Source organism: Salinimicrobium oceani, from assembly GCF_012037645.1.
The window spans coordinates 1-25,842 of the sequence record NZ_JAAVJR010000004.1; the positions used below are offsets into that span (position 1 = coordinate 1).

Genomic DNA, 25,842 nt, shown 5'->3' on the forward strand with positions numbered 1-25,842 from the left:
TGGATTTTGAATCCTGGGGGAAAATGTTGGCTGATGACGTTGAGTACTATTTTCCCGACGGAGATGCAGATACCCGCACAATTTTATCGGGGAAAGAGGAAGTTGTGAAATGGTGGAAGGATTGGAAGAAAAATTCGGGCATAGAGAAAATGAGCTTTACGAATCCGGTATATATTCCGGTGAAGGCAAATCAGGAACTAAATTATTCCGGATTAACAGGAGTGATCGTGCTTAGCTACGTTTCCAACGAAATGATTTACAATGGTCAACCGGTGGATGTTCGGATGAATATAGCTACTCACTTTAATGAAGACAGCTTAATCGACAGGATCTACACCTATTACGACAGGACTCCAATTCTTAATACAGTCAATGCGAACCTCCTGGAGATCGTGGTACCAAGGGAATAGGAGATGATTTTTTTTGAAACCCGATTTCAACAGAGTCGGGTTTTTTTTGGCTTCAAAAAGATTGATTTTCTTATTTTAGAAGAACTACCAATTAAGCTATGAAAGGATTACCTCTCATTCTAATTTTCTCCATGTTCTTCTTTGCCTGTGTACCCGAAGATCACGTGCTGGAAATAGAGATTGTGAATCATACCGATGAGCCTGTTCAAAGTATAAGGTTAAGTACGGCCAAAGACAGGCTGAGTTTTGAAGCTGACAATCTTCCTCCGGGACAGGAGATTGGACATACTCTGCAGGTAAAGGAAAGCGTCGCCGATGGTGAATACATCTTCAGGTTCATTAGAAGCAATGGGCAGCAGGAGTCGGTCTCAGGCAGTTATCTTGAGGAAGAGGAAGGAGCGGTGAAAAGGACTCTGATTTTTAATGTTCAGGAAAAAAGTGTGAATGTGGAGCACAGGGTTCTGGAGGTTGAGTAGCTATGGAAAATGATCTACTTATTAAGGTCTTTTGAAGCTCTCGTAGTAAATCTGGACAATACAGCCAGCTTTTTTTTAGTGTTTATAAAATATACTCCCGTCAGCAATACGGCCGCTGCAATTGCCGATTGTAGCGTAATTTGCTCATCCAGAAAATACCACCCAAGGATCATCGCGATCACAGGATTTACATAGGTCGAAGTTGCAACCTTTTCTGGTGAGACCACTTTCAGAAGATAATTAAAGGCAGTAAAAGCTACAATGCTGCCAAAAATGATAAGCAGCAGCATGGAATAAAGAACCGGGGTACTCCAGGCAGCAGGTGAGCTCCAGGGCTCGTCAAAAAGCAAACTGGAAATCCCGAGAATGATGCCGGCTGTGAACATCTGGTATCCGGTATTGACAAAGTGATTGCTGGGAAGATTTGCTTTCCCTACAAACAAACTGCCGTAGGACCAGCTAAGTAAACAGGCAAAGATCATAAGGATGCCTAAAATGGAATTTTCGGATGATGTCACCTGCCTCTGACTTACAAGAAGATAAATTCCAATCAACCCTAAGATCACGCCTACCATTGACATTGGCAGGATCTTCTTTCCTTCAAGAATTCGCATAAAGAGCAAAACCACCAGAGGCTGAGCAGAGATGACCAGTGCAGCGAACCCACTGTCAACAAACCGGAGTGCCCATACCACAACCCCGTTTCCAAAGGCGAGAAAAAGAAATCCTGCAATTACTGTGTTCCAGAATTGGGCGCGGGTGAGTCTCAGGCTTTTACCCATGGCCTTACTTATCCCAAAAATGAGCAATCCCGCGGTGATAAATCTTATTGAAGCTAGCATGAATGGCGGTAATTCTGTGACTGCAATCTTATTGAGCAAATAAGTAGAACCCCAGATGATGTAAATGGAAAAAAAAGCGAGAATTATAAAAAGGGGATTCTTTGAGTGACTCATTTGAAAATTTTCGTTTGCAAACTTAGCAATAAAAAGACAGCAAGGCTTCAGATAAAACCTACCCAAAACGCTAAAATTTTCAAAAGTATTGGGTCTCTAATCAGCTTAATCGGTGAGATCTCCAATTAAGATATGAGCCGTAAAAGACTCGTCAAAAATGGCAAAACGCGGGAAGATTTCCGAGGTCAAGACAAGACATGAATAGGGCAGGTGGAAAATCAGGACTTCTGGAGGAATGGAAATAATTTCCTTCCAAAAATGACATTTTTGGAGAGCGTTCTTTCCGAAGAAAAAGACAACAATAAAAAAGCCCTGCTACTGCAGGGCTTGATGCTATAAAGTTCCGTTGGGAGCAACCCAGGCGAACTGATGTGGATCCTGGGGTACTTTGATCCTTTCGGCTATACGGGTCATCCTGTCTGGTAATTTCATAAGGTAATCCCGAGCTTTTTCTGCTTTATCTGTAAGAGAAGTGATCTTATCGATCTCCCAGTATTCATTCAATTTTTGCAAAATATCAATATAGTCCTCGGTAGTATATACTCCGAGACGTTGAGCCGCATTGGAGAAATTTTCAAAGGCCTCGCCAATTCCCTGACCTGATTCTCTGATAAATTGAGCCGGCATAACGATCTTCTTTTTCATCATGTCTTCAAAAGCAAGCATCATTTCACTAGGGTCATATTCAAAGATGGTCTTTACGAATTCTCTGTATGCCAGGTGGTGACGCATTTCGTCTCCGGCGATGATGTTGCACATTTTAGCGAGCATCTTATTGCCTTTCTTACGTGCAAGTTGCCCCACTCTCTTATGCGAAATATTTGTTGCAAGCTCCTGGAAACTCGTGTAGACAAAATTGCGATAAGGATCTCTTCCCGTACCAATATCGAAGCCGTCATTGATGAGGTACTGTGTTGTCTTTTCGATCTCCCTCATATCAACTCTACCCGATAGGTAAAGGTATTTGTTGAGCGTATCGCCATGACGATTTTCTTCTCCCGTCCAGTGGCGTATCCATTTGGCCCAACCATTCTGCATTCCTTTTTGCTGTCCGTGCTGTTCTACCCCTTCCATATCCATAAGCCAGGATTCATAAGTGGGCAAGGCTTCTTCTGTTACCATGTCGGCAACAAGCACTACCCAGAAATCGTAACCCAATTCTTTCGCTTCTTCTCTGATCTGGGTGACTTCTTCAAAAAAGTTCTCGTTCTGCGAATTAGGTAATAGATCTGTTGGCTGCCAAATGTCTTCAACGGGAATTAAATATTTCTCCACAAATTCATCGATAGACTTTTCAACAGTCTTCATTACTTCTAATCTAATATTCTCTAGGGCCATATAAATTATTTGTTCAGTAAGGTTGTCAATAACCGAACCATTCTATTATTGGTAATCTACAAAGATAGAAAGTTAAAAAAGGAGGACATCAAAAATATTCTTAATTTCTACCCGATTCGTCAGGATACAAAGAATGAACGGGATCACTTTGAAATATCTGCCTGGAATTTACATCCATTAAAGAAAGTTTTCCCATAAAAGCGGCACCCGTGTCCATATTGCAAACATTGGCAAAACGAGTAGGTTGATCTCTGCCTATCCTGGTGACAGGCGTGTGGCCTATAAAAATTTCTCTAAAAAGTTCCAGCCGTTTTGGAAAACCAGTGTCTCCGGGTTTCAGGTTTGGATCTATACACATCGCCATCTCCCACAAAGTGCGGTCCCAGTAGAAAGGGGTTGGGGTGTATTCTTCCGCAGGACCTTTTTGATTTGTGAAGCCGGCATGCACGAACAATCTGTTTTCCTTGTCGATATAGTAGTTGACCATTTGGTCGAAAAAAATGATATGCTCTTTTTTCTGATCTTCAGAAAATCGTCGATACGCATCAATGCTTGACTGGCCGCCATGCTGCAGCCATTGGTCATTAAGTTCTCCCGTCTTCAACCAGCGATGAGTGAGATCATCATGATTGCCTCTTAAAAAGATGCAGGTATTCTGCTTTGCAAGGGTGATCAAATAAGAAACTACATTGGCCGAATCACTCCAGCCATCCACATAATCTCCCAGGAAGATCAGCTTATCTGCAGGGGTGACCTTTGCTCTCTCCAAAAGCTGAAGGAGCGCTTTAAGGCCTCCGTGTATATCTCCAATTACAAGTGTTCTTGCCATTTTAATTATATTTTACTTTTCGCAGGATCCTCAGGCTTTCCTTGTACTGCTGGTAGATCCCTGGATCATAGATCTTTAGTTCTTCCTTGACCTCTTCCATTCTTTCAAGCGCCTCATCAAAGCCATTGAAATAACACAAAAGAAAAGTGGCTGGCAAATTGTACAGATCTTTTTCTTCAGACAAACTTAGCGGAAGTCCTTTCTTTAGTTTGGCAATAAGCGCCGTATTCGCATTATAAATATGAAACAGGGTCTTCTTTTCAAATTGCGGAGGTTCAAACAACATATTTGTCTTGATCTCATAGGTCGCATTTTCCTTAAAAAAGATCTTTACCTCTTCCAGCGGATAATACCTGAACCGATCGTTAAGCCCAAGTCGAACAAATTCCAAAATGGTAAATACATCATCAGAAATTTCAATACGCACTTCATCAAGATCGGAATAGAATAATTTCACCTGCTCATTGATCAATTCAATATCTACTCTTGAAAAATAGGTTTTTCCGCCTTGTTCCTTTTTTTTTCCGCTCCAGCAGATCACAAAGTATTCCTGAAAGACCTTATAAGTAGAATTGAGGTTGTCGTGTTTCCGCATGAAATCGAAAACTCCGTCAAGGGTCATTTCGATATTGTTCTGGGAATGAGATTCTATGGAGGCTACAATAGCCGAGTTGTCACTTTGGGTGCCGCGAGAAAATTCAGAAGCAATGCTTATACTGCCTTCCCTGAAGAAAATACTACCTGCAGGATATTTCCAGATGCTTTTGCGCAGCGAGCATGTCCTGCCTTTATTGGGTCGAATGCTCACCAGGCCCACTACAAGATCTACCGGTAAATGCGGGAAAGGTATATTTTCATAAGCCACCAAAGGCGGGTGCTCCAGGTATGCGTTGACCAGGTTCTGGATCTTGCTGTCATCAAAAAAATCCACCCCTTTTATTTCATTATCGGCATCCTCTACGCCAATCACCATGTAAGAATTGTTGTTGGGGTTTGAATTTGAAAGGGCACAGATGTGTTTCAGGAATTTGGCTTTACCTTCTTTTTCAGCCAGGTTGATCTGCCGCTTTTTATCGTAAAAACTGTTTTCACTATTGTGTGCGAGCAGATTTTTAATAAGAAGCCGCTTATTGATCATCTCTATTATTCCTTATGCACAATGGTAGAACTGGCCTGAGCAGTTGGCAGAATGAGTAGATCGGCTAGATTAACATGCGGAGGCCGCGTGAGCATAAAGACCACAAGATCTGCAATGTCTTCAGGTTTCAGGGCCTGGTATCCTTCATAAACAGATTTCGCCCTTTCTGCATCTCCCTTAAATCGAACTTCGCTGAAATTGGTTTCTACAAGGCCGGGATGTATGGCGCCAACCCTTATACCTTTTCCGTTGAGGTCAATTCGCATTCCTTTATTGAGGGCATCTACAGCATGTTTACTTGCACTGTACACATTGCCATTGGGATAAACTTCCTTGCCTGCTATGGAGCCAATATTAATAATATCTCCAGCACCTCTCTCCACCATTTGAGGTATGATTTCCCTGCTTACGTAGAGCAAACCTTTAACGTTAATATCGATCATAGCATCCCAATCCTCAACATCTCCACTTTGAATTGGATCCAGGCCGTGAGCATTGCCTGCGTTATTAATAAGCACGTCGATCTTACTGAATTGCTGTGGAAGGCTTTTAATGGTCTTACCAACCTCCTGTTTATTACGTACATCAAACTGAAGTACTTTTACATTCGTTTTCTGCTGAAGTTGTGACTGGAGACTTTGCAAGGCTTCTTTCCTTCTGCCGCAAATCACGAGCTGGAAACCGGCTTCGGCCAGGGCAATGGCTGTTGCTCTTCCAATTCCGCTGCTTGCTCCTGTCACTAAGGCTGTTTTACTCATAGGTGTCAAAAATGGGTTTTTTTATAGTTTCTTCGGAAGGTTTTCGAAATCTTCTTCAATGAGAGATGTATGAAATGCCTTGTATGCCGAATCTATTCCTGTCTCTGTATTACCTTTGATGACCGTATGATACTGAGCCCGGTGCTGAAGCAACCACGAAAAAAGCAGCTCTTTTGGCCGCAGCTCGTATTTCTGTGCAAGCAATTTCAATTCCTTATGCTCATTTTCCCAGGTGCTGCTCTCTGGAATGATCATCTGCGTGGTTTCGCTGGAAGCAGGTTCTGCTAAAGTAAGACTTTTGAAGGCTGCCGGAGTAAACGAAAAGGTAGAAATTGTAGCGCTGGCCGGGAATTTTTCAGAAGTATCCCTGAGCTCACCAAAATTTTTCTTCAGGATTCCAAGTTCCACAATTTTGCCACGCGCCCGAAGTTTTTCAGTGCTGTTAAGAAGTACATCTGCAGGAGCCTCAAAGTCGAGCAGCAGCAGGTCGAGATAATCTGTGTCCAGGAGATCCAGGATTTTCTCTACGCGGGTAAGGATCTCCTCCTCTTCCCTTAGCTCCCTGCCGGGGCAGGCGATCAACTGAACCTGATCACGACTAAGGCCACTTTCACTAAAGGCGGTGCCAAGATCATGACTGTAACTGGCAGAAGAAGAAAGATCTACCAGAAAAGTGGAAATCCCTTTTTCTATGCAGTGGTGAAACAGCTGGATCTTTTTTCCTTTTGATACTTCTTCCCATTGAACAGGATCCTGCACAATTCGGGAATATGAATTTCTTTGCCTCATTTTTTAAAAGTAGTGAACTCCTGAGTTTTAGCTGAAACCGTTGTTGTTAAAGGAATAGGCGGGTTAGTTAAAAAGAGTTAAACTTCGTTAATCGATAAATTAAACCTCTTTACCGAGCGTTATCATGCCTAAACCTAAAAACAATTTTTTATGAAAAAGTATCATTTATTTTTATTCTTTTTTGCTCTGGTTACCGGGCTGGTTAGTTGTAGTTCAGATGACGATTCGGGATCTGGAGATGGCACTGCAAGAGTGGCAGTTAAATTAACCGATGCGCCGGGAGATTACGAGCATGTGTATGTTGAAGTTGAAGATGTAATGATCAAAACCACTGCCGAGGGTAGTGAAGAAGAAGGCTGGACCAGCCTTGAAGGTGTGAATACAGGAGTTATCGATCTTTTGAGCCTCACTGGAGGAGTGACCGAGCTGCTGGTTGATACCGAACTGCAGGCAGGATATTTACATCAAATTCGTCTTGTGCTAGGTGATAATAATACCATTGTAGTGAAGAATGGAGAGCAGGAGCAGGAATTTGCGTTGAAGACTCCAAGCGCCCAACAATCGGGTCTTAAGGTGATGGTAAACCAGGAACTGGAGGCCAACGCGACTTACACCTTTATCCTGGATTTCGACGTAGACAAGTCTGTTAAATCTACTACCACCGATGGTTATAACCTTCATCCTGTGATTAGAATGGCAGTAGAGGAAAATTCCGGTTCTATTGTAGGAAGTGTTCATCCTACTACAGAGCAAGTCCTAATTACCGTACAAAATGCATCTGTAAACGCATCGGCCTATACAGATGTTAATGGAAACTTTCAGGTGCATGGGCTGCCAGCAGGAACTTATAAGGTAACAGCTACTCCTGCCGCCGGGATAGGTCTCAACGTTGCAGTGGTGAATAATGTCAGCGTAGCACAAGGGGCGACCGTTACTCTTGAAGATCTTTTCCTGGACGGAGAATAAGAATTTAAAATATAAGCAAGATCAAAAGCAGCGGAAAACCCGCTGCTTTTCTTTTTAACATAAATTTAAGATAATTTGGTTGAATATTTGTTGAGGTTGCGCCGTTGACCATAGATAAGTATCTTCACCTAATAAAATTTTGGTATTCATGCAGGAAAATAACAGCTCAATAGACATAGCAAGTATTAACGAAAAAATTGAACGTGAAAGCGCTTTTGTTGATATCCTGAGTTCAGAAATGAAAAAGGTCATTGTGGGCCAGAAGCATATGGTTGAACGCTTGTTGATTGGGTTGCTGGGCCAGGGACATATTCTTCTCGAGGGAGTGCCGGGGCTGGCTAAGACACTTGCTATAAATACACTGTCACAAGCCGTGCATGGCTCCTTCAGTCGTATTCAGTTTACGCCAGATCTATTGCCGGCAGATGTTATAGGTACCTTGATCTACAACATGAAGCTGAATGACTTCAGCATCAAGAAAGGTCCCATCTTCGCAAATTTTGTCCTTGCCGATGAGATCAACAGAGCACCTGCCAAAGTGCAGTCGGCTTTGCTGGAGGCAATGCAGGAGAAGCAGGTGACCATTGGAGAAGAAACCTTTATTCTTGATCGTCCCTTTTTAGTTATGGCCACTCAAAACCCTGTGGAGCAGGAAGGAACTTATCCTTTACCTGAAGCCCAGGTGGACCGTTTCATGTTGAAGACAGTGATCAAATATCCGGAAATGGCCGATGAACAGATGATCATTCGTGCAAATCTTAAAGGCAGTTTCGAAAAGGTCAACCCGGTGGTGAGCCTGGAGCAGATAGCTCGGGCGCAACAGGCAGTTCGAGAAGTCTACATGGACGAGAAAATAGAAAAATATATACTTGACATTGTTTTTGCCACTCGTTTCCCGGAGAAGTATGGTCTGGAGAGTCTTAAACCTTTGATCAATTTTGGAGCTTCGCCAAGGGGAAGTATCAACCTGGCAACGGCAGCAAAATGTTACGCCTTCATAAAACGTCGCGGATACGTAGTTCCTGAAGATGTTCGCGCTGTGGTACATGATGTACTGCGCCACAGAATTGGAATTACCTATGAAGCAGAAGCGGAAAATGTAACTTCTGAAGATATCATTAACAAGATTGTAAACGAGATCGAAGTCCCTTAATCAATGGGCAATTATCAAGTAGCAATTATCAGCTTTGGCTGGGGGTTGTGAAAGGATTGATCATATAATTGTTTATTGTTAATTGAAGAATGGATACTAAGGAGCTACTTAAAAAAGTTAGAAAAATAGAGATCAAGACCCGCCGGTTAAGTGATCATATTTTTGGTGGCGAATATCATTCTACTTTTAAAGGCCGCGGAATGACCTTTAGCGAAGTCCGCCAGTATCAATTTGGGGATGATGTTAGGAATATAGACTGGAATGTAACGGCCCGCTATTCAGAGCCCTTTGTCAAAGTCTTTGAAGAGGAGCGGGAACTTACCATGATGCTGGTGGTTGACGTGTCGGGTTCAGGGCTTTTTGGAACCAGAAACAGCTTCAAGCAAGATATCATTACTGAAATTGCCGCCACTCTTGCATTTTCTGCCACACAGAACAATGATAAAATTGGACTCATTCTTTTTTCAGATGTTATAGAGTTATATATACCTCCCAAAAAAGGGCGCTCCCATGTATTGAGGATCATTCGGGAATTACTCGAGTTTGAGCCCAAAAGCCGAAAAACAGATCTTGAAAATGCCTTAAGTTACCTGTCTAGGGTAATGAAGAAAAAGGCTATCGTGTTTGTGCTGTCCGACTTTATTGCGGAAGATTATGAACGCACCTTGAAGATCACCAGTGGCCGTCATGATGTCACCGGAATAAGAGTTTTTGACGCCCGGGAAGAAGAGATTCCCAATTTGGGACTTGTGGCAATGCAGGACGAAGAAACCGGAAAACGAATTATGGTAGACACTTCTTCCAGGGCGGTGAGAAAAAATTATTCCAGATATTACCGGGAAAGAGTAGATTATTATACTGAGAGCTTTCGCCGCAGTGGTGCGGGGAGCCTTAGCACAAGGGTAGATGAAAGCTATGTAAAGAAGTTACTGGGCTACTTTAAAGCCAGATAGAAAAGTTATGACTGAAAAAATTTTAAGGCAGAATCACATTTTTGACACCCCTATATCCAGAGGTCTCTTCCTTTGCTTTTTCTTATTTGTCATTTCTTTTTCTTCTTCCGTAAAGGCGCAGGAGGTACAGGCTTCTATAGACACTACAGAAATAAAGATCGGAGAGCAGATCACCTATCTCCTTTCCGTAGAGACCCGGGAGAATGAAACCGTTGTTTTTCCAGAAGGACAGAGCTTTTCTCCGCTCGAAATGATCGAAGCATTTAAGATTGACACCAGCAGGATTGACGATAAGCTGAGGTTGAGCAGGGAATATGCCCTCACCCAGTTCGACTCTGGCAGCTATGTCATTCCTCGACAGCGCTTGCTCATTGGAAGTCGCGAATACAGTACAGACTCTTTTGCTGTAGTTGTGAATGACGTGGTTGTTGACACTACCAAACAGAAGATGTTCCCCATTAAACCTTCAGTTGAAGTTCCACCTTCCTTCAGTTTCCCAACCTGGCTGTGGTGGCTACTAGGGCTTATCGTTTTAGGGATCGTCCTATACCTTTTATATAAAAGCCGACAAAGGAGAAGAGAAGCTGCTCAAAAACTTCCTCCCTATGAACAGGCGCTTTTTGAATTAGAACAGCTGGATCATTCTAATCTTCTGGAACAAAGGGAGTTAAAGGAATATTATTCCCAGCTTTCTGCCGCCGTAAGGCGATATCTTGATGGGGAAATATATGATCATGCCCTGGAGAGCACAACAAATGAACTTATAGCTTATCTCGAAGCCGAGCGGGATAAAGGAAAATTGAAGCTGGAATCTGCTACAATAAAGCGTTTAAAGGAGATCCTGGAGCGGGCCGACCTTGCAAAATTTGCGAATTCCCGTCCCGATGTGCTGACTGCAAAAGAAGATCGCAGTAGCGTTGAAAACGTGATTAAGGACACGCGGGCTTCCATACCTCAGCCTTCAGAAGAGGAGCTGCTGAAAGATCAGGCATATCGAGAGAGACTGGAGAGAAAAAAGAAAGTAAAAAAGATCATTTTTGGAGTCCTTGCAGTAATCCTGCTGCTTAGTGCCGGCACTGCTTACATCATTTCTACGCGAGGCATAGAATATTTTGCCGACACTTATATAGGAAATTCGAGCAAGGAAATGCTGGAAGGAGAATGGATCTCCAGTGAGTATGGCAGCCCGTCTGTGACCATTGCCACACCCGATGTTTTGGTACGCGACATAACCGATACTACCGGAATGGCTGCAGGAAAAGAGACCTTTAATTATGGCAGCTTAAAGAACAGCTTGTTTGTAAGCCTTAGTACCCGTCCTGCAAAGGAAGATTTTAACATGGACCTCGCGGTAGGAGAAGTCTATAATTACCTGGAAGCTCACGGGGCAAAAAATATTATAACAAAGCAGGAGGAGATCACCACGATAAATGGTGCGCCCGGTCTTAAGGTTTTTGGCACTATGACCCTGGAACTGGAAAACGAGAAGCCTGTTTCTAAAAAATACGCAATTCTCAATTTCGGAATGGGAGAAGGCTTTCAGCAAGTTGTGATGATCTATAATGAAAATGATAAATACGCCGAAGAGATAGCACAGCGCATGGAGACTTCGGTGGAATTAATAAAAAATAGGAAGAGTTAATGTTCGACAGATTTGTATTTGAGGATCCGCAGTTCTTTTGGCTCTTGTTGCTTTTGCCACTTGTTCTTGCCTGGTATGTTTGGAAAAGGAACAGGCAAACAGCCGAGTTGCGCATTTCCAGCATTCGAGGTTTTGAGGCCAAATCGGGATTTATAGGAAAGCTGCGACCCATACTTTTTGTGCTGAGATTGCTAGTCCTTGCATTGGTGATCACCGCCCTGGCCCGCCCACGAACTGTTGACGTTTCCTCAAGAACAAGCAGTAATTTTGGAATTGATATAGTAATGGCAATAGATGTCTCGGCGAGTATGCTGGCCAGAGACCTGGATCCAAATAGGCTGGAAGCCACAAAGCAGGTGGCTGCCGATTTTGTTCGAAATCGCCCTGGTGACAGGATAGGATTAGTGGTATATGCGGGCGAAAGTTTCACTCAAACGCCAATTACCAGCGACAAAAGTATTGTATTGAGCTCCCTTGAAGCAATTGAATATAATAAGGTTCTGGAAAATGGTACAGCTATTGGAATGGGACTGGCCACAGCAGTAAACAGGCTTAAAGACAGTGAGGCAGAGAGCAAGGTGATCATCCTGCTAACAGACGGAATGAACAATGCCGGGTTTATAGATCCAAAGATTGCCAGTGAACTTGCTGCAGAATTTGGCATTAAGACCTACACCGTGGGCGTAGGAAGTAATGGCACCGCCTTGTCACCAATCAACATTCTTCCAAATGGAAATTTTCAATACGGAAGAGTACCAGTTGAGATCGATGAGGTCTTAATGAAGGAGATCGCAGATATGACCGGAGGGAAATACTTCAGGGCAACAGACAATGAGTCCTTGGAAGCGATCTATGAGGAGATAGATAGCCTTGAAAAGACGGAGATCGAAGAATTCAGGTATTATAATTATCAGGAGAAATTCAGGCCGCTCATTTTATTAGCCGGTTTGTTATTGTTGATCGAGGTCCTGCTCAGATTCACTATTTTTAGAAGTTTCGTATAAGAAGTCAAATGATGTTCCAGTTAGAAGATAAAACATATTTATGGTTATTGATAGGCATTCCTGTGGTTGTCGTGTTATATGCTATGGTCGTCTTCTGGCAGAAGCGTACCCAAAGAAAGTTTGCCGACAAGGAACTTCTGGATAAACTGAGCCCGAATCGCTCTACAGGAAAACAGGTGTTAAAGATCATACTGCTGTGCCTGGCCTTATCCAGTTTTGTCATAGCTCTGGTCAATCCGCAGTTTGGCACAAAATTGGAAACTGTCAAAAGAGAAGGAGTTGATGTTGTTTTCGCAATAGATGTTTCCAAGAGTATGCTGGCAGAAGATATCGCGCCAAACAGGCTTGAAAAATCCAAACAACTGGTGACCCAGATCATCAATAGTCTCGCAAGTGATCGGGTAGGGATAATTGCCTATGCAGGCAGCGCTTTTCCGCAGTTGCCAATAACTACAGATTACGCGGCTGCCAAAATGTTCCTGCAGAATATGAATACAGACATGCTCTCTTCCCAGGGTACAGCGATAAGAGAGGCTATTGAGCTGTCACAGACATATTTTAATGATGCCGAACAAACGAACAGGGTGCTTTTTCTAATAAGCGATGGAGAAGATCACCAGGGTAATATAGATGCAATTGCACAGGAAGCTGCGAACCAGGGAATACGGATCGTAACTATTGGGGTAGGAACGCCTAAAGGCGGACCAATTCCTGAGCGACGGAACGGTGTAATTCAGAATTACAAGAAAGATAATAGTGGCGAAACGGTGATCACTAGGCTGGATGAAAATACACTTCAGGAAATAGCTGCGGCAGCGAACGGCAAATATATTGACGGCTCAGTGACCGCCCGCGTCGTTGAAGAGGCAACAGAAATTTTGCAGAACATGGATAAAAAAGAGTTTGAAACACAACAGATCGCCGAGTATAAAAGCCAATTCCAATGGTTTTTAGGGTTGGGACTGCTCTTTCTGCTACTCGATATCCTGTTGTTGGAACGGCAGACTGCCTGGTTGAAAAGATTGAATCTGTTTAACGAAAAAAGAAGCTGATGATGAAAAGGAACATGGAACAAGCCCTGTCAAAAATGGCATTTTTGGCGCTCTTTATCGCCGGCACTTTTAATGGATTTGCACAGGAAAATCCTGAGATAGCTGCGAAAGCGGCGAAGAAATACATGCAGGAGGCCGAAGAAGCCATGGCCGAAAATGATATGGCCACTGCCGAAGCTTTTTACAGAAAAGCAATAGCAAAAGACCCGGAGAATGCAGAGGCCAAATACAATCTTGGCAATCTTTATTACAATAAGGAGATCACAGCCCAGGCCTTGGAACGTCATACCGATGCAGCTACAACTGCAAAGGAGAAACCCTTAAAACATGACGCATTTCACAATAAGGGTAATGCGTTTATGAAACAGAAAAAGTACAGTGAAGCTGTAGAGGCTTATAAGCATTCTTTGCGCAACAATCCTAAGGACGACGAGACCAGATACAATCTTGCTTTGGCTAAGAAAATGCTGGAGGAAGAGAAAAAAGACGGTGGCGGTGGTGATAGCAAGGAGAAGGATAAGCAGGACCAGCAGAACCAGCAGGATAAGAATGAACAACAGGATGGCGAGGGCGAGAAGGAACAGAATGAGGACGGAAAGCCCGATAATAAAGAGGGCGGAGATAAAAAGGAAGACGAGAATAAAGAAGGAGAGAAGAAAAAGGAAAATTCGGGTGACCCAGACAATAAAGAGGATCAAAAGAATCAAAAGCCCAAGGAAGGAGAGCAGCCAAAGCAGCCCGAGCAACGACCGGGACAACTTTCGCCACAACAGGTGAAGAACCTGCTAGAGGCCATGGGGAATGAAGAAAAAAAGGTACAGGAAAAGATCAATGCACGTAAAGAAAAAGGAGTTCCTGTAAAAACCGAAAAAGACTGGTAACAGATGATGAAGACGAAACTGCTACTTTTATTTACCCTCCTGGTTACTGGACTGGCCACAGGCCAGGTGCAGTTTGAAGCTAAAGTGAGTAAAAGTAAACTTGGGGTGAATGAGCGCCTTCGGGTGGATTTCGTGATGAATGAAGATGGTGATAATTTTAATCCGCCATCCTTTTCCAACTTTACTGTGGTAGGAGGCCCTAATCAGGCGGTTAGCAACAGCTGGATCAATGGAAAGAGGAGTTATTCCAAGACCTACAGCTATTTCCTGGCACCCAAGAGCCGAGGCACCTTTACCATTGGGCAGGCAGAGATCACCATTGAAGGAAACATTTACAAAACCACCCCGGTGCAGGTGGAAGTTACCGCAGCTGTAGATCAACCCACAGATGGGGAAAATTCAGATTACATAGCATCAGAAAATCTGCACCTCGTTGCAGAGATCTCCAATACTAATCCATATCTCAATGAGGCGATCACTGTAGTTTACAAACTGTATGTAAGCCCACGTATCAATGTGAGTGACTGGCGACAACTGGATAACCCAAAGTTCAGTGATTTTTGGAGTCAGAATATAGATATCAACAGGCTGGAGGTTGAAAACGGGACCTATCAGGGAGAGCCTTACCGATTTGTGGTACTTCGGAAGACGGTGTTGTATCCGCAAAAAACCGGGAAGTTGAACATCGAGCCACTTACCTTGAATATTTCAGTTGAAGTACCGGGAAACAGGAGAGATATTTTTGGGAACAGGTTTTATGAAACAGTAGATAAGGTAGTCGCGGCAGGAAACCGGGTGATAAACGTCAAGCCCTTACCTGAAGAAGGAAAACCTGCAGATTTTACCGGGGCAGTTGGGAAGAATCTCAGGCTCAGGGTAACAACAGATAAAACCGAATTACGCGCCACAGAGTCGCTGCAGGCAAAAACAGAAGTGACTGGACAGGGGAATTTAAAACTTTTCGACCTTCCTCCACTCACGGTGCCGGCCTCTATGGAAAAATATGAACCCGAGTACCTTGAAAAGGTAAATACTACTATAAATGGGATGCAGGGAAGTATTTCGAACACTTATACCCTCGTGCCACAAGCTCCTGGGAAACTTGTCGTCCCACCTGTAAGCTTCAGTTATTTCGATCTTAATTCTCAATCGTACAAAACGCTGACTTCAGAAGAGATCCTTCTGGACGTTGCAGCTGCTCCAGCTGGTAATCAACAGGCTTCTGGAACTTCTGGCAAAGTAGCACAGCAGGTGCCGGCGGTAACAAATCAATTCAGATATATTAAACTGAACACTTCCCTAAGACCTGTAGGAGAAGAGCCTTTTATGGGTTCGGTCCTTTTCTGGAGCTTATTGTTAACACCACTTCTTTTCATTCCCCTGGTCATTCTCTTCGGAAAGAAAAAACGCGCCAGAGCAGGAGACATAAAGGGAAATCGCATACGAAAAGCCGACAAGCTGGCTCGTAAATATCTTTCAGAAGCAAAAAGGAATCTGGGAGACCAGGTGAAATTTTATGAGTCGCTGGAACGTGCGCTGCACAATTACCTCAAGGCAAAGCTCCACATACAAACGAGTGAAATGAGCAAGGAGCGCATTAAGGAACTGCTTGAAAGCAAGGGCGCAGACGCAGCCACTGTGACAGAATTTAATGAACTTCTTAAAAGCTGTGAATTTGCCCGTTATACCCCTGCCTCCAATGTGGCTATGCAGCAGGATTATGACAAGGCAGTACGTGTAATATCTGAACTGGATAAACAAGTATAAACAAGTATGAAAAAGATCTGCTTTCTACTCGCCCTGTTTATAAACTTCGTTGGATTCGCTCAGAACGAGCAACTTTTCGAAGCAGCAAATAATGCATATGCCGAGGGAGATTATAAAGAAGCTGCAATGCAATACGAGCAAATTCTCACCAATGGGGAGACCTCTGCTGCGCTGCATTACAACCTCGGGAATTCGTACTATAAATTGAACAGGATCGCTCCAAGTATATTTCATTACGAAAAAGCTTTACAGTTGAAGCCTGGGGATGACGATATTCAAAATAATCTTGAGTTTGCACGTAACATGGCCATTGATGCTATAGGCGAAGAAGAAAGCTCTGGCTTTAGAGGCATTTTTGACACCTCTACATCGGCCTTTAGTATAACCGGCTGGAGCTGGATTGCTATTTTTTGTATGCTCGGCTTTGTGGCCTTTTTCCTGGTCTATTACTTCAGTGAAAGAACAGCTATTAAAAGGTTAATTTTTATCGGGGCGATGGTATTCCTTGTCCTGGCAATCTCTTCTGTACTTGTGGCAGTTACCAAGCAAAGTTTACAGGAGGAAAGAGATTATGCCATTGTTTTTGCGGAAGAAGTCGTTTTAAAGAACGAACCATCTTCCCGTGCCAATGATGCCTTCACTCTTCATGAGGGAGCAAAGGTGAGGATCATCGAAGAATTTCAGGAGTGGGTGGAAATAGAGCTGCCTAACCAAAGCAGGGGTTGGATGCCACAGGAAGCTCTCAGAAGATTGTAGATCTTCTATTGTTTGTAAAATCGAATTTTTAAGCTCTTTATTATTGGCCAGCGCCTGTTGCTGCTGGATTTAACCTAAACTTTAAGGTTTAAATCTTTGCCTCATTTTTAAAAAGTGCTATTTTTGTGACCTTTGAAAAATATTGCTTACATATTATCCATTATCTTCCTCAGTTTTGTCTCGGGGCCTACCATAATCAGTCTTATTGATGATTCGGTAGATATCTCCTTTGCCTTTACTGTTAATGAGGAAGAGAACTCCGGAAAGAACCTGGTTTCTTTCGAATCTCTGGTGGAAGACAGCTATTCAAATCACGAGAGCATTGAATATCTCAGAACCCACCAAAAGCGGGGTTATTCCTATTCCAATAACTATCACCAGGTGTACCTCGAGGTAGTTTCCCCACCGCCTAAACACACATAATATATTCGTTTTTTAGATCTGCTTTTTTTCGGCTGCTTTATTGTGGCCAGGAAGGATCGTTCTGATTTTCTTCAGAATCATCCAGTGTAGATCGTATTTCCCGTATTCATTCTTAATAATCTATGGCAGGAGGATCTCTCCTGTCAGTAAACGTATATTTTTATGTTCAAGCACTTAAAAAGTGATTTGCCAGCCAGTATTGTCGTATTTTTTGTAGCATTACCTTTATGTCTCGGGATTGCACTGGCCAGTGGCGCTCCATTATTCTCGGGATTAATTGCCGGAATTGTTGGAGGTATTGTAGTTGGAGCCATAAGTGGTTCTCACGTGGGAGTAAGTGGTCCTGCTGCCGGATTGGCAGCAATTGTACTGGCTGCAATAGCCAGTCTTGGAAGCTATGAAGACTTCTTACTCGCCGTAGTTCTCGCGGGAGTTATCCAGATCTTATTTGGAGTTCTTAAAGCCGGAATTATTGGCTACTATTTCCCGTCTTCGGTGATCAAAGGGATGTTAACCGGGATCGGGATCATTATCATTATTAAACAGATCCCGCACTTCTTCGGATTTGACGGGAACCTGGGCGATATATATTCCTGGGACGGATTTTCAAATGCCTTCAGCAACATTAGTCCGGGGGCAACTCTTATAGCTGTAATTGGAATGGGAATTCTTGTTCTCTGGGATTCTGTACTAACCAAAAAGAGCAAGATTTTTAGATTGATCCAGGGGCCTTTGGTTGCGGTGGTAGTTGGGATTATTTTCTTTTTAATAACCCGCGATTCAGAAATGTTTGCCATTAATGAAAAGTTCCTGGTAAATGTGCCTGTGCCCGACAGTTTTGATTCATTTATAGGGCAATTTACCTTCCCATCTTTCAGTAGAATTGGGAGCACAGAGATTTGGATCACTGCATTTACCATAGCATTGGTTGCCAGTCTTGAAACTTTGTTGTGTGTGGAAGCTACAGATAAATTGGATCCGCATAGGAGAACCACGCCAACCAATCGCGAATTATTTGCCCAGGGAACCGGGAACCTGGTGTCAGGATTTATTGGCGGTTTACCTATCACCCAGGTGATCGTGAGGAGTTCGGCAAATATTCAGTCTGGCGGACAAACGAAACTTTCGGCCATTATCCATGGGTTCTTATTATTGATCTCTGTGATCGTAATTCCGAAGGTTCTTAACTATATTCCCCTATCTGTACTTGCCGCCGTGCTGTTCCTGGTAGGCTACAAACTTGCCAAGCCTCAGCTTTTTGTGCAAATGTACAATGCGGGCTGGAAGCAATCTGTACCTTTTATGGTCACCGTGGCAGGTATTATCTTTGGAGACCTTCTTGTGGGAATTACTTTAGGCCTGCTTGTTGGAATTTGTGTGATCCTTATTAAGAGTTACCAGAATTCTTACTTCCTTCACAAGGAAAGCGTGGAGAACGGAAGTAAAACTGTAAAAATGACTTTAGCCGAGGAAGTTACCTTTATTAATAAAGGTGCCATCATCAAAGAATTGAACAGGCTTGAGGAAAATTCATATCTTATTATGGATGTGACCAAAACTCATTACCTTGATAGTGATATCGTGGAAATTCTGGATGACTTTAAGATCAAGGCTGAGGAGAAAAATATCAATATCAAGATCATTTCTGAAAGAGGAACGGTGGAAAATCCCGAGAGTTATCAGCAATTTTTTCTCAGACCTAAGACAGCTTAATAGATCTACAGCTGTAATTCTCTGAAGTTACCGTAGATTCAATTATAGAATAACAAAAACTTAATTTTACAATACTAAAAACAAACAATATGAGTCAACTTTTCGATCAATTACTAAAGAACAATAAAGATTGGGTTAAGCATCAGTTAGACAAAGACCCGGAATTTTTTAAGCGCCTTGAGAAAGGACAGCAGCCACCTCTTCTATGGATAGGGTGTGCAGACAGTCGTGTTCCTGCCAACGAAATTATTGGAGCACAACCAGGAGAGGTGTTTGTTCACAGGAACATCGCGAATATGGTAGTGCACAGTGATATGAACATGCTAAGTGTGCTGGATTATGCGGTTAATCATCTAAAAGTAAAGCACGTGATGGTTTGTGGTCATTATGGATGTGGTGGCGTACAGGCTGCAATGATGAACCAGTCCATAGGTCTTATCGATAACTGGATTCGTCACATCAAGGACGTATATCGTTTCCACAAGGAAGAACTTGATGCGATAGAAAATGAAAAGGAAAGGTTTGACAGGTTCGTGGAGCTTAACGTAAGGGAACAGGTTTATGATCTTGCGAAGACATCCATAGTTCAAAACGCCTGGAATAACAAGCAGCCTTTGTATTTGCACGGGGTTGTATATGGAGTTGGTTCTGGGATCATTCAGGATCTGGGAGTGAACATCAGCAACAACTCAGAGTTGGATGAGGTTTACCAGTTGAACTTCTAATAGACCCTTCAAAAAGGGGATTTTTTCATTAGCTTTCTGAGGCTTCTTCAGCTTCAGAAGAGGTTTCGAAAAGGTCCCCTTCTTTTACTTCTTCAATAATAGTAGGTAAGATAGCCGGGGCAAGGATCCTTACCGGCTCATAGAGAACCGATTCTTCTTTTGTAGATTCTTCGGCGTCAAATATTTCAAAGCGCTCGATGAACATAATAAAAATACTCGCCAAAAATGCCATTTTAAGAAGGCCTAATGCTCCTCCAGCCAGTCTGTTCACAATTCCGAGGGCAACCATGTGCACCATTTTTGTCAGGAAACTTCCGGCAAGTGAGATAAGCAGCGCTACAATAAAAAAGGTGATGGCAAAGGCAAGGATGGTAAGGTAGCGTTCATTCCAGTCTATAAAGACATTCAGAAATGAATAGATGGCATCCGAGAAATGAATGGCAGCATAAATTCCGCCAATTAAGGCAAGCAGGCCTGCGAGCTCTGTAAAAAATCCCTTAAATAGTCCTCTTACCAGGCCCATAAGAAGAAAAATACTAAGGAGTAGATCCAGGATATTCATGTTCTCAAAGATAGCAATTTCCCGTTCTTAGTAATTATCTTTGCCAAATGTCAAGAGATGAACAATTAAAACAGCGTTGGATACAGGTAGAGGAAAAGCTGTCGCGGCAATTTGCCGATGGAGAGAAGCTGGAACTCGATGCTATTATATACATAATCGGCCTTCAGGAACTGGGGCAGTTGCATAGAAAATTCAAAAAAGATCATAAGCTGGACCTTATGCATATTGCTATTTGCCGACTTCTGGAGCCATATGGGTACTATGAATTCGATTACTTTGATGACGAGGGCTGGCCGCATTACAAGGTTCTGGAACAGCTGCCGCAGCTGCGTGCAGGTGAGCAACAGGTGCTTATGAAAGAAGCTATAGTGCAGTATTTCCTGGAAAAAGAGTACATAAAATAGCCATTTTTGAGAGGTAAGCTGGCGTTGAATTGCACTTGTGGGTGCAATTGAAGTGCCGTATTATTTTCTTAAATTTGCGCTTCCTAAAGAAAAGGGACCATGACAGAAACCATAAAGGAGCATATCTCTGAAATTGAAGCCTTCACAGCAAAGACGAAGGAGGAAGTAGAAAATTTCCGAATTAAATACCTTGGCAAAAAGGGCATTTTGAATCAATATTTTGCTGAATTCAAAGCCGTGCCGAATGAGGAGAAGAAAGCTTTTGGCCAGGCGGTGAATCAGCTGAAGGATGCGGCAAACAACAAGGTGCTGCAGCTTAAGGAGGAGCTTGAGAGCAAGGAAGAGGAAAAAGGTGTGTATGGAGACCTTTCCCGCCCGGGAGAACCTGTTGAAATTGGTGCCCGGCATCCTATTTCTATAGTGAAGAACCAGATCATTGAGATCTTTTCGAATATTGGCTTCAATGTTTCTGAAGGGCCCGAAATGGAAGATGACTGGCATAACTTCACGGCTTTGAACCTTCCGGAATATCATCCGGCAAGAGACATGCAGGATACCTTCTTTATTCAGACGAATCCAGATGTGCTGTTGCGCACCCACACCTCATCTGTACAGGTACGGTATATGGAAGATAACAAACCGCCTATAAGAACTATTTCCCCCGGAAGAGTTTTCAGAAATGAAGCGATCTCTGCAAGATCTCATTGTATTTTTCATCAGGTAGAGGGGCTTTATGTTGATAAAAATGTTTCGTTCGCCGATTTGAAGCAAACTTTGTTGTACTTTACTAAGCAGTTGTTCGGGAAATCCAAGATCAGGTTACGACCTTCTTATTTTCCGTTTACAGAACCAAGTGCAGAGGTTGATATCTATTGGGGCCTTGAGACCGAGACCGATTACCGTATCACAAAGGGTACCGGTTGGCTGGAGATCATGGGCTGCGGGATGGTAGATCCTAATGTTTTGCGTAACTGTAATATAGATCCTTCAGAATATTCAGGTTTTGCTTTTGGAATGGGAATAGAAAGAATTGCCATGCTGCTTTACCAAATTGGTGATATTCGAATGTTCTATGAGAATGACATGAGGTTCCTCGAACAGTTTAAATCATCTATATGAAAACATTTGGTGTTGTAATTCTCGGCCTAATTGCACTTGCAGTGATCGTTGTGCTTATAGTAGTGGAGATCATTGAGCTTGCTGTAGGAGCCGTTCTGCTATTGATAGCCCTGGGAATCGTTTGGTGGTTATGGCGAAAGGTTAAACGCAGATTCGAATAGCAGGTGAAAAAGGATATAGAGATCCCTGTAATTGAAGATGTATATGTTGCTGCCGTGCGTGAAAAACACGAGGAGTACCAAACTCTTGACTGGAATGCTTATCTCATCAACGACCGTGCAGAAGCTATTGAAGGTGTATTGATCGTTACTAAAGGCTATGATGGTAAAAGAGAGACTTCCACCATGAGGCACAGCATAAGCAAATTGCCGCCACAGTCTTTTGCCAAAGTGGAATTTCTACAGGATGATGTACTGCAGTTGAACAATGAATTTTCAGTTTCCTTTTTTGCTGAAAGTAAAATGTTCCATAAGAAGTTTGTCTTTAAGAAGAACAGCATCAATGAAAAAGCATTACAGGAGATCCCTGTGATGCAGAAGAAAGGAGTGCTGCTTAAGTAGTTGATTGGTGAATAAAGAGTTATTAGTTAATTGGAAGAATTGATCCTTTTTACAATATTTCAACCACTTCAAACTCCAGCCTATTAACCAGTAACCTTTAACGAATAACTAACTAGTCCAGTTTTTCCGCCAGTTTTTTGAACACCTTCTTAGGTTCTTTTCCCTGGTAAAGAATTCCGTAAACGGCATTGATAATTGGGGTTTTGGCTCCGGTTTCCTGTACGATCTTGTACGCACTGTCGGTAGCATAGTAGCCTTCTGCCACCATGCTCATCTCCATCTGTGCACTTTTTACCGTATAGCCTTTTCCAATCATGTTTCCAAACATCCTGTTACGGCTAAAGATGGAATAACCTGTCACTAAAAGGTCACCCAAATAAGCCGAATCATTGATGTTCCGCTTCATTTTGTGCACCTTTTTGATGAACTTCTTCATTTCCCTAATGGCGTTGCTCATTAGTACACTCTGAAAGTTGTCGCCATAACCCAGGCCATGCGCAATTCCTGCGGCAATAGCATAAATATTCTTAAGCATTGCAGCATACTCGGTGCCAACAATATCGTCGCTGGTCTTACAGGTAATATAGTCGCTGCTGAGATTTTTAGCTACCAGCTTGGCTTTTTCCTCGTCAGAACATGCAATAGTGAGGTAGGACAGTCTTTCCAAGGCTACCTCTTCGGCATGACAGGGTCCTGTGATCACTCCAATATTATCGTAGGGAATGTTATAGGTTTGATGAAAATGTTCGCCTACGATAAGGCTGGTTTCGGGAACAATACCTTTTATGGCCGAAAAAACTATTTTCCCATCAAGGGATTCAGTAAGATTATCTAATTCCCGCTTTAAAAACGCCGAGGGAATGGCAAAAATGAGAACATCTGCTCTTCTAACGGCCTCATTGATGTCATTGGTTAGATGTAATTGATCATTATCAAATTCAACCGAGCTAAGGTAATTGGGATTGTGGTCCTGTTTCCTGATGTGTTCAATGGCATATACACTGCGCATGTACCAGGTCACTTCTTCCAGGTTCTCACAAAGCATTTTAACATTAGCTGTAGCCCAGCTTCCTCCACCTATTACAGCGAATTTCGGCGATCTCTCCATAAAAAATTGGTTCTGCCTCCAAAAATAAGCAAAATAAAAGGCTTGTAAAGAATGGCTGTTCCAAAGAATGAGCTAAATGAGAAATTCTGGAGCTAAAACTTTAACATTTAGATCCTTAGTTTTATGTACGAAGGCCAGGGATTGTGCGTTATTATTTTAGAAAGATTATTATTTGAAGAGTTTAATCTTTTTTGGTTGGTTAGTTAGTGAAGAATTGCCTCCGGAATTTCCATATTTCGGGGGCAATTTTTTTATCTGTAAAAATTCATTTCATCTATGAATTTCCAGACTTTGGGCGGTAAAAGGGGCCGAACATCTTTTCCTTCCCTAATGGCATTTCTTATAAAAGTTGAAGAGATCTCCACTCGTGGTGCATTGGTAAGGGTGATCTTTGGATGGTCGATCAATTCTGCTTCAGTTTCTCCTTCAGAATATCGAGGGTAGACGATGATCTCATGGCGTTCTAAAATTACCTCGTAATTTTTCCATTTTGGGAAACTCTTCAGGTTATCTTCTCCCATTATAAGGACAAAATCGTATTCCGGATATTTCTCCTCTAAATGGGCGAGCGTGAAGACCGTGTAGTTTGGCTGCGGAAGTTTGAATTCTACATCGCTGGGTTTTATCCCTGGATATTCTTCGCATAACTGCCACACCATTTCAAATCGATGGTGGTTATTTAAAAGGCTGCTCTTCTTTTTAAAGGGATTATGCGGGGTTACAACCATCCATACTTCTGAAAGATCTGTATACTGTAATAAATGGTTAGCCAAAATAAGATGCCCCACATGTACGGGGTTAAAAGTGCCAAAAAAGAGACCAATTTTTTTCTTCACTATTTGGATACTTTACTGGCTCCAACGAAATCTGAAACTAAAGTATATGCTTCTTCTAGAGCAGTGTTAAGGTCATTATTTACAATAATGTGATCGAACTGAGGGGCTGTAGCAAGTTCAATAGAGGCTTTGGCAACTCTCATATTGATCTTATCCATGGATTCGGTTTCCCTCTTCTTCAGCCTTATTTTCAATTCTTCTATGCTGGGTGGTTTAACGAAGACTGCAAGTGTTTTTTCCGGATAGATATTCTTGATATCCAAACCACCTACCACATCAATATCAAAAATGACATTTTTGCCATGGGACCATATGCGCTCTACTTCGGCTTTTAAGGTGCCGTAGAAATTATCCCTGTAGACTTCTTCCCACTCCAAAAATTCATCATTTTTGATCTTGTCTTTGAATTCTCTTAAGCTCAAAAAATAATAATCCTTGCCATGAACTTCGGTACCTCTTGGTTCCCTGGAGGTGGCCGAAATTGAGAATTCGAGATCCAGTTCTTCCTGCGCCAGTAAATATTTTACGATTGTCGTTTTTCCTGAACCCGAAGGTGCCGAAAAAACGATCAATTTTCCATCGGCCATTAGAGTACGTTTAAGAGTTGTTCTTTTATTTTCTCGAGCTCATCCTTCATCTGCACAACCAGTTGTTGCATGGGAGCATAGTTTGATTTGCTGCCTATGGTGTTGATCTCCCTCCCCATTTCCTGAGAAATAAAGGCCAGTTTCTTACCATTTGAGTCCGAAGATTTCAGGGTCTTCAGGAAATAATCCATATGATTTTCCAACCTTACCTTCTCCTCGGTAATATCAAATTTTTCTATGTAAAATATCAATTCCTGCTCGAACCTGTTCTCATCAACATTCTCCTTAAGCTCGGCTACTCCTTTGGCCAGTCTTTCCCGTACCCCGGCAATTCGCTCGGGATCCATTTCGATCACACGTCTTAGGAGGTCCTGAATATTGGCAGCCCTTTGCTCCAGTTCGTCTTCTAAGGCCTTACCTTCAGCCGACCTGAAGTCATTGATCTCTCTTAGAGCTTCATCAACAGCTTCTTCTATGGCATTGAACTCGTCGTCGTTGATCTCTTCTCTTTCCGTTTTAAAGGCATCTGGCATACGCACCGCCATTTGCAATAGATCAACATCACTTGCTGGATAAATTGCCCTCAATTGGGTCATGTATTTCTTCACAACTGCTGCGTTTACCGCCGAGCTGGTTTCTTCTCCCGTGGCCTCTACATACACTGAAAAGTCGACCTTTCCGCGGGTCAATTCCTTCGCAATTCTATTGCGTAATTGCAATTCCTTTTCTCTGTACTGCGACGAGATTCGCGCGTTGAGATCGAGATTCTTGCTGTTAAGGGATTTAATTTCTACCGTGATTTTCTTGGAGGGAAGCTGTTTAATGCTCTTCCCGAAGCCTGTCATCGACTGGATCATGCTTGAATTTTAAGGTTTCGCAAAGATAAGCAATTATGTAGCAGGACAAAGCGACTGCCTGTGTTTGTGGCTATAATGAA

General features: G+C 42.7%; 29 protein-coding genes. 18 read left to right on the forward strand and 11 right to left on the reverse strand.

Annotated elements, in window-relative coordinates; genetic code table 11:
- Nucleotides 1-410, forward strand: a 410-nt coding sequence (locus HC175_RS07900) for a nuclear transport factor 2 family protein (protein WP_209309955.1), incomplete at its 5' end; no start/stop codon positions are given.
- A 98-nt stretch (nucleotides 411-508) separates the two neighbouring features.
- Nucleotides 509-886, forward strand: coding sequence for a hypothetical protein (locus HC175_RS07905; protein ID WP_168137956.1), 378 nt, complete (start codon nucleotides 509-511; stop codon nucleotides 884-886).
- Between the two features lie 14 nt (nucleotides 887-900).
- Here HC175_RS07905 and HC175_RS07910 read toward each other — a convergent pair whose 3' ends face one another.
- From HC175_RS07910 to HC175_RS07935, 6 genes are all read right to left on the reverse strand, one after another.
- Nucleotides 901-1,842, reverse strand: a complete 942-nt coding sequence (locus HC175_RS07910; protein WP_168137957.1) for an EamA family transporter — start codon at nucleotides 1,840-1,842, stop codon at nucleotides 901-903.
- Between the two features lie 333 nt (nucleotides 1,843-2,175).
- Complete coding sequence (locus HC175_RS07915; protein WP_168137958.1) at nucleotides 2,176-3,180, reverse strand: acyl-ACP desaturase; 1,005 nt, start codon at nucleotides 3,178-3,180, stop codon at nucleotides 2,176-2,178.
- A gap of 100 nt (nucleotides 3,181-3,280) precedes the next feature.
- The gene (locus HC175_RS07920; protein WP_168137959.1) at nucleotides 3,281-4,009 is read right to left on the reverse strand and encodes a metallophosphoesterase family protein; all 729 of its coding nucleotides are present in this window, start codon (nucleotides 4,007-4,009) and stop codon (nucleotides 3,281-3,283) included.
- 1 nt (nucleotide 4,010) lies between these two features.
- Complete coding sequence (locus HC175_RS07925) at nucleotides 4,011-5,147, reverse strand: DUF5929 domain-containing protein (RefSeq protein WP_168137960.1); 1,137 nt, start codon at nucleotides 5,145-5,147, stop codon at nucleotides 4,011-4,013.
- Nucleotides 5,148-5,152: 5 nt separating this feature from the next.
- Nucleotides 5,153-5,905: an SDR family NAD(P)-dependent oxidoreductase gene (locus tag HC175_RS07930; protein ID WP_168137961.1), complete on the reverse strand. Its 753-nt coding sequence runs from the start codon at nucleotides 5,903-5,905 to the stop codon at nucleotides 5,153-5,155.
- 21 nt (nucleotides 5,906-5,926) lie between these two features.
- Nucleotides 5,927-6,694 carry an aldo/keto reductase gene (locus HC175_RS07935; protein WP_168137962.1) on the reverse strand — a complete coding sequence of 256 codons (768 nt, stop codon included), beginning with the start codon at nucleotides 6,692-6,694 and terminating at the stop codon, nucleotides 5,927-5,929.
- A gap of 150 nt (nucleotides 6,695-6,844) precedes the next feature.
- Between HC175_RS07935 and HC175_RS07940 the strand changes: the two genes are divergently transcribed.
- The 12 genes from HC175_RS07940 (at nucleotide 6,845) to can (ending at nucleotide 19,729) form a co-directional block, all read left to right on the forward strand.
- Nucleotides 6,845-7,660 carry a DUF4382 domain-containing protein gene (locus HC175_RS07940; RefSeq protein ID WP_168137963.1) on the forward strand — a complete coding sequence of 272 codons (816 nt, stop codon included), beginning with the start codon at nucleotides 6,845-6,847 and terminating at the stop codon, nucleotides 7,658-7,660.
- Nucleotides 7,661-7,808: 148 nt separating this feature from the next.
- Nucleotides 7,809-8,813, forward strand: a complete 1,005-nt coding sequence (locus HC175_RS07945; RefSeq protein ID WP_168137964.1) for an AAA family ATPase — start codon at nucleotides 7,809-7,811, stop codon at nucleotides 8,811-8,813.
- 89 nt (nucleotides 8,814-8,902) lie between these two features.
- Nucleotides 8,903-9,766: a DUF58 domain-containing protein gene (locus HC175_RS07950; RefSeq protein WP_168137965.1), complete on the forward strand. Its 864-nt coding sequence runs from the start codon at nucleotides 8,903-8,905 to the stop codon at nucleotides 9,764-9,766.
- Between the two features lie 7 nt (nucleotides 9,767-9,773).
- Nucleotides 9,774-11,408 (forward strand): DUF4381 domain-containing protein, encoded by a 1,635-nt coding sequence (locus HC175_RS07955; RefSeq protein ID WP_168137966.1) that lies wholly within the window; start codon nucleotides 9,774-9,776, stop codon nucleotides 11,406-11,408.
- Nucleotides 11,408-12,412, forward strand: coding sequence for a vWA domain-containing protein (locus HC175_RS07960; RefSeq protein ID WP_168137967.1), 1,005 nt, complete (start codon nucleotides 11,408-11,410; stop codon nucleotides 12,410-12,412). The genes HC175_RS07955 and HC175_RS07960 overlap by 1 nt, the downstream gene beginning before the upstream one ends.
- Before the next feature lie 11 nt (nucleotides 12,413-12,423).
- Nucleotides 12,424-13,464 (forward strand): VWA domain-containing protein, encoded by a 1,041-nt coding sequence (locus HC175_RS07965; RefSeq protein WP_168138266.1) that lies wholly within the window; start codon nucleotides 12,424-12,426, stop codon nucleotides 13,462-13,464.
- Nucleotides 13,464-14,345, forward strand: a complete 882-nt coding sequence (locus HC175_RS07970) for a tetratricopeptide repeat protein (RefSeq protein ID WP_235942558.1) — start codon at nucleotides 13,464-13,466, stop codon at nucleotides 14,343-14,345. The genes HC175_RS07965 and HC175_RS07970 overlap by 1 nt, the downstream gene beginning before the upstream one ends.
- A gap of 6 nt (nucleotides 14,346-14,351) precedes the next feature.
- A complete protein-coding gene (locus HC175_RS07975) occupies nucleotides 14,352-16,112 on the forward strand; it encodes a BatD family protein (protein WP_168138268.1) in 1,761 nt (586 codons plus the stop codon).
- A 6-nt stretch (nucleotides 16,113-16,118) separates the two neighbouring features.
- Nucleotides 16,119-16,868, forward strand: a complete 750-nt coding sequence (locus HC175_RS07980; protein WP_168137968.1) for an SH3 domain-containing protein — start codon at nucleotides 16,119-16,121, stop codon at nucleotides 16,866-16,868.
- 132 nt (nucleotides 16,869-17,000) lie between these two features.
- Nucleotides 17,001-17,291 (forward strand): hypothetical protein, encoded by a 291-nt coding sequence (locus HC175_RS07985; RefSeq protein WP_168137969.1) that lies wholly within the window; start codon nucleotides 17,001-17,003, stop codon nucleotides 17,289-17,291.
- A gap of 162 nt (nucleotides 17,292-17,453) precedes the next feature.
- On the forward strand, nucleotides 17,454-19,004 hold the full coding sequence (locus tag HC175_RS07990; RefSeq protein ID WP_168137970.1) for a SulP family inorganic anion transporter: 1,551 nt from the start codon (nucleotides 17,454-17,456) through the stop codon (nucleotides 19,002-19,004).
- An 89-nt stretch (nucleotides 19,005-19,093) separates the two neighbouring features.
- Complete coding sequence (gene can / locus HC175_RS07995; RefSeq protein ID WP_168137971.1) at nucleotides 19,094-19,729, forward strand: carbonate dehydratase; 636 nt, start codon at nucleotides 19,094-19,096, stop codon at nucleotides 19,727-19,729.
- A gap of 28 nt (nucleotides 19,730-19,757) precedes the next feature.
- Here the strand turns inward: can and HC175_RS08000 are convergent, their stop codons facing one another.
- Nucleotides 19,758-20,291, reverse strand: a complete 534-nt coding sequence (locus tag HC175_RS08000; RefSeq protein WP_168137972.1) for a CvpA family protein — start codon at nucleotides 20,289-20,291, stop codon at nucleotides 19,758-19,760.
- A gap of 47 nt (nucleotides 20,292-20,338) precedes the next feature.
- Here HC175_RS08000 and HC175_RS08005 point away from each other — a divergent pair, with 47 nt between their 5' ends.
- The 4 genes from HC175_RS08005 (at nucleotide 20,339) to HC175_RS08020 (ending at nucleotide 22,374) form a co-directional block, all read left to right on the forward strand.
- Nucleotides 20,339-20,695 carry a hypothetical protein gene (locus tag HC175_RS08005; protein ID WP_168137973.1) on the forward strand — a complete coding sequence of 119 codons (357 nt, stop codon included), beginning with the start codon at nucleotides 20,339-20,341 and terminating at the stop codon, nucleotides 20,693-20,695.
- Between the two features lie 99 nt (nucleotides 20,696-20,794).
- Nucleotides 20,795-21,814, forward strand: a complete 1,020-nt coding sequence (gene pheS / locus HC175_RS08010) for a phenylalanine--tRNA ligase subunit alpha (protein WP_168137974.1) — start codon at nucleotides 20,795-20,797, stop codon at nucleotides 21,812-21,814.
- On the forward strand, nucleotides 21,811-21,975 hold the full coding sequence (locus HC175_RS08015) for a hypothetical protein (protein WP_168137975.1): 165 nt from the start codon (nucleotides 21,811-21,813) through the stop codon (nucleotides 21,973-21,975). The genes pheS and HC175_RS08015 overlap by 4 nt, the downstream gene beginning before the upstream one ends.
- A 3-nt stretch (nucleotides 21,976-21,978) precedes the next feature.
- The gene (locus tag HC175_RS08020) at nucleotides 21,979-22,374 is read left to right on the forward strand and encodes a hypothetical protein (RefSeq protein ID WP_168137976.1); all 396 of its coding nucleotides are present in this window, start codon (nucleotides 21,979-21,981) and stop codon (nucleotides 22,372-22,374) included.
- Nucleotides 22,375-22,486: 112 nt separating this feature from the next.
- Here HC175_RS08020 and HC175_RS08025 read toward each other — a convergent pair whose 3' ends face one another.
- The 4 genes from HC175_RS08025 to HC175_RS08040 form a co-directional block, all read right to left on the reverse strand.
- Complete coding sequence (locus HC175_RS08025) at nucleotides 22,487-23,482, reverse strand: NAD(P)H-dependent glycerol-3-phosphate dehydrogenase (RefSeq protein ID WP_168137977.1); 996 nt, start codon at nucleotides 23,480-23,482, stop codon at nucleotides 22,487-22,489.
- 251 nt (nucleotides 23,483-23,733) lie between these two features.
- Nucleotides 23,734-24,318 (reverse strand): nicotinate (nicotinamide) nucleotide adenylyltransferase, encoded by a 585-nt coding sequence (gene nadD / locus HC175_RS08030; protein WP_168137978.1) that lies wholly within the window; start codon nucleotides 24,316-24,318, stop codon nucleotides 23,734-23,736.
- A complete protein-coding gene (gene gmk / locus HC175_RS08035) occupies nucleotides 24,318-24,905 on the reverse strand; it encodes a guanylate kinase (RefSeq protein ID WP_168137979.1) in 588 nt (195 codons plus the stop codon). Before gmk ends, nadD begins: the two co-directional genes overlap by 1 nt.
- Nucleotides 24,905-25,762 (reverse strand): YicC/YloC family endoribonuclease, encoded by an 858-nt coding sequence (locus tag HC175_RS08040; RefSeq protein WP_168137980.1) that lies wholly within the window; start codon nucleotides 25,760-25,762, stop codon nucleotides 24,905-24,907. The genes gmk and HC175_RS08040 overlap by 1 nt, the downstream gene beginning before the upstream one ends.
- Nucleotides 25,763-25,842: the final 80 nt, after the last annotated feature.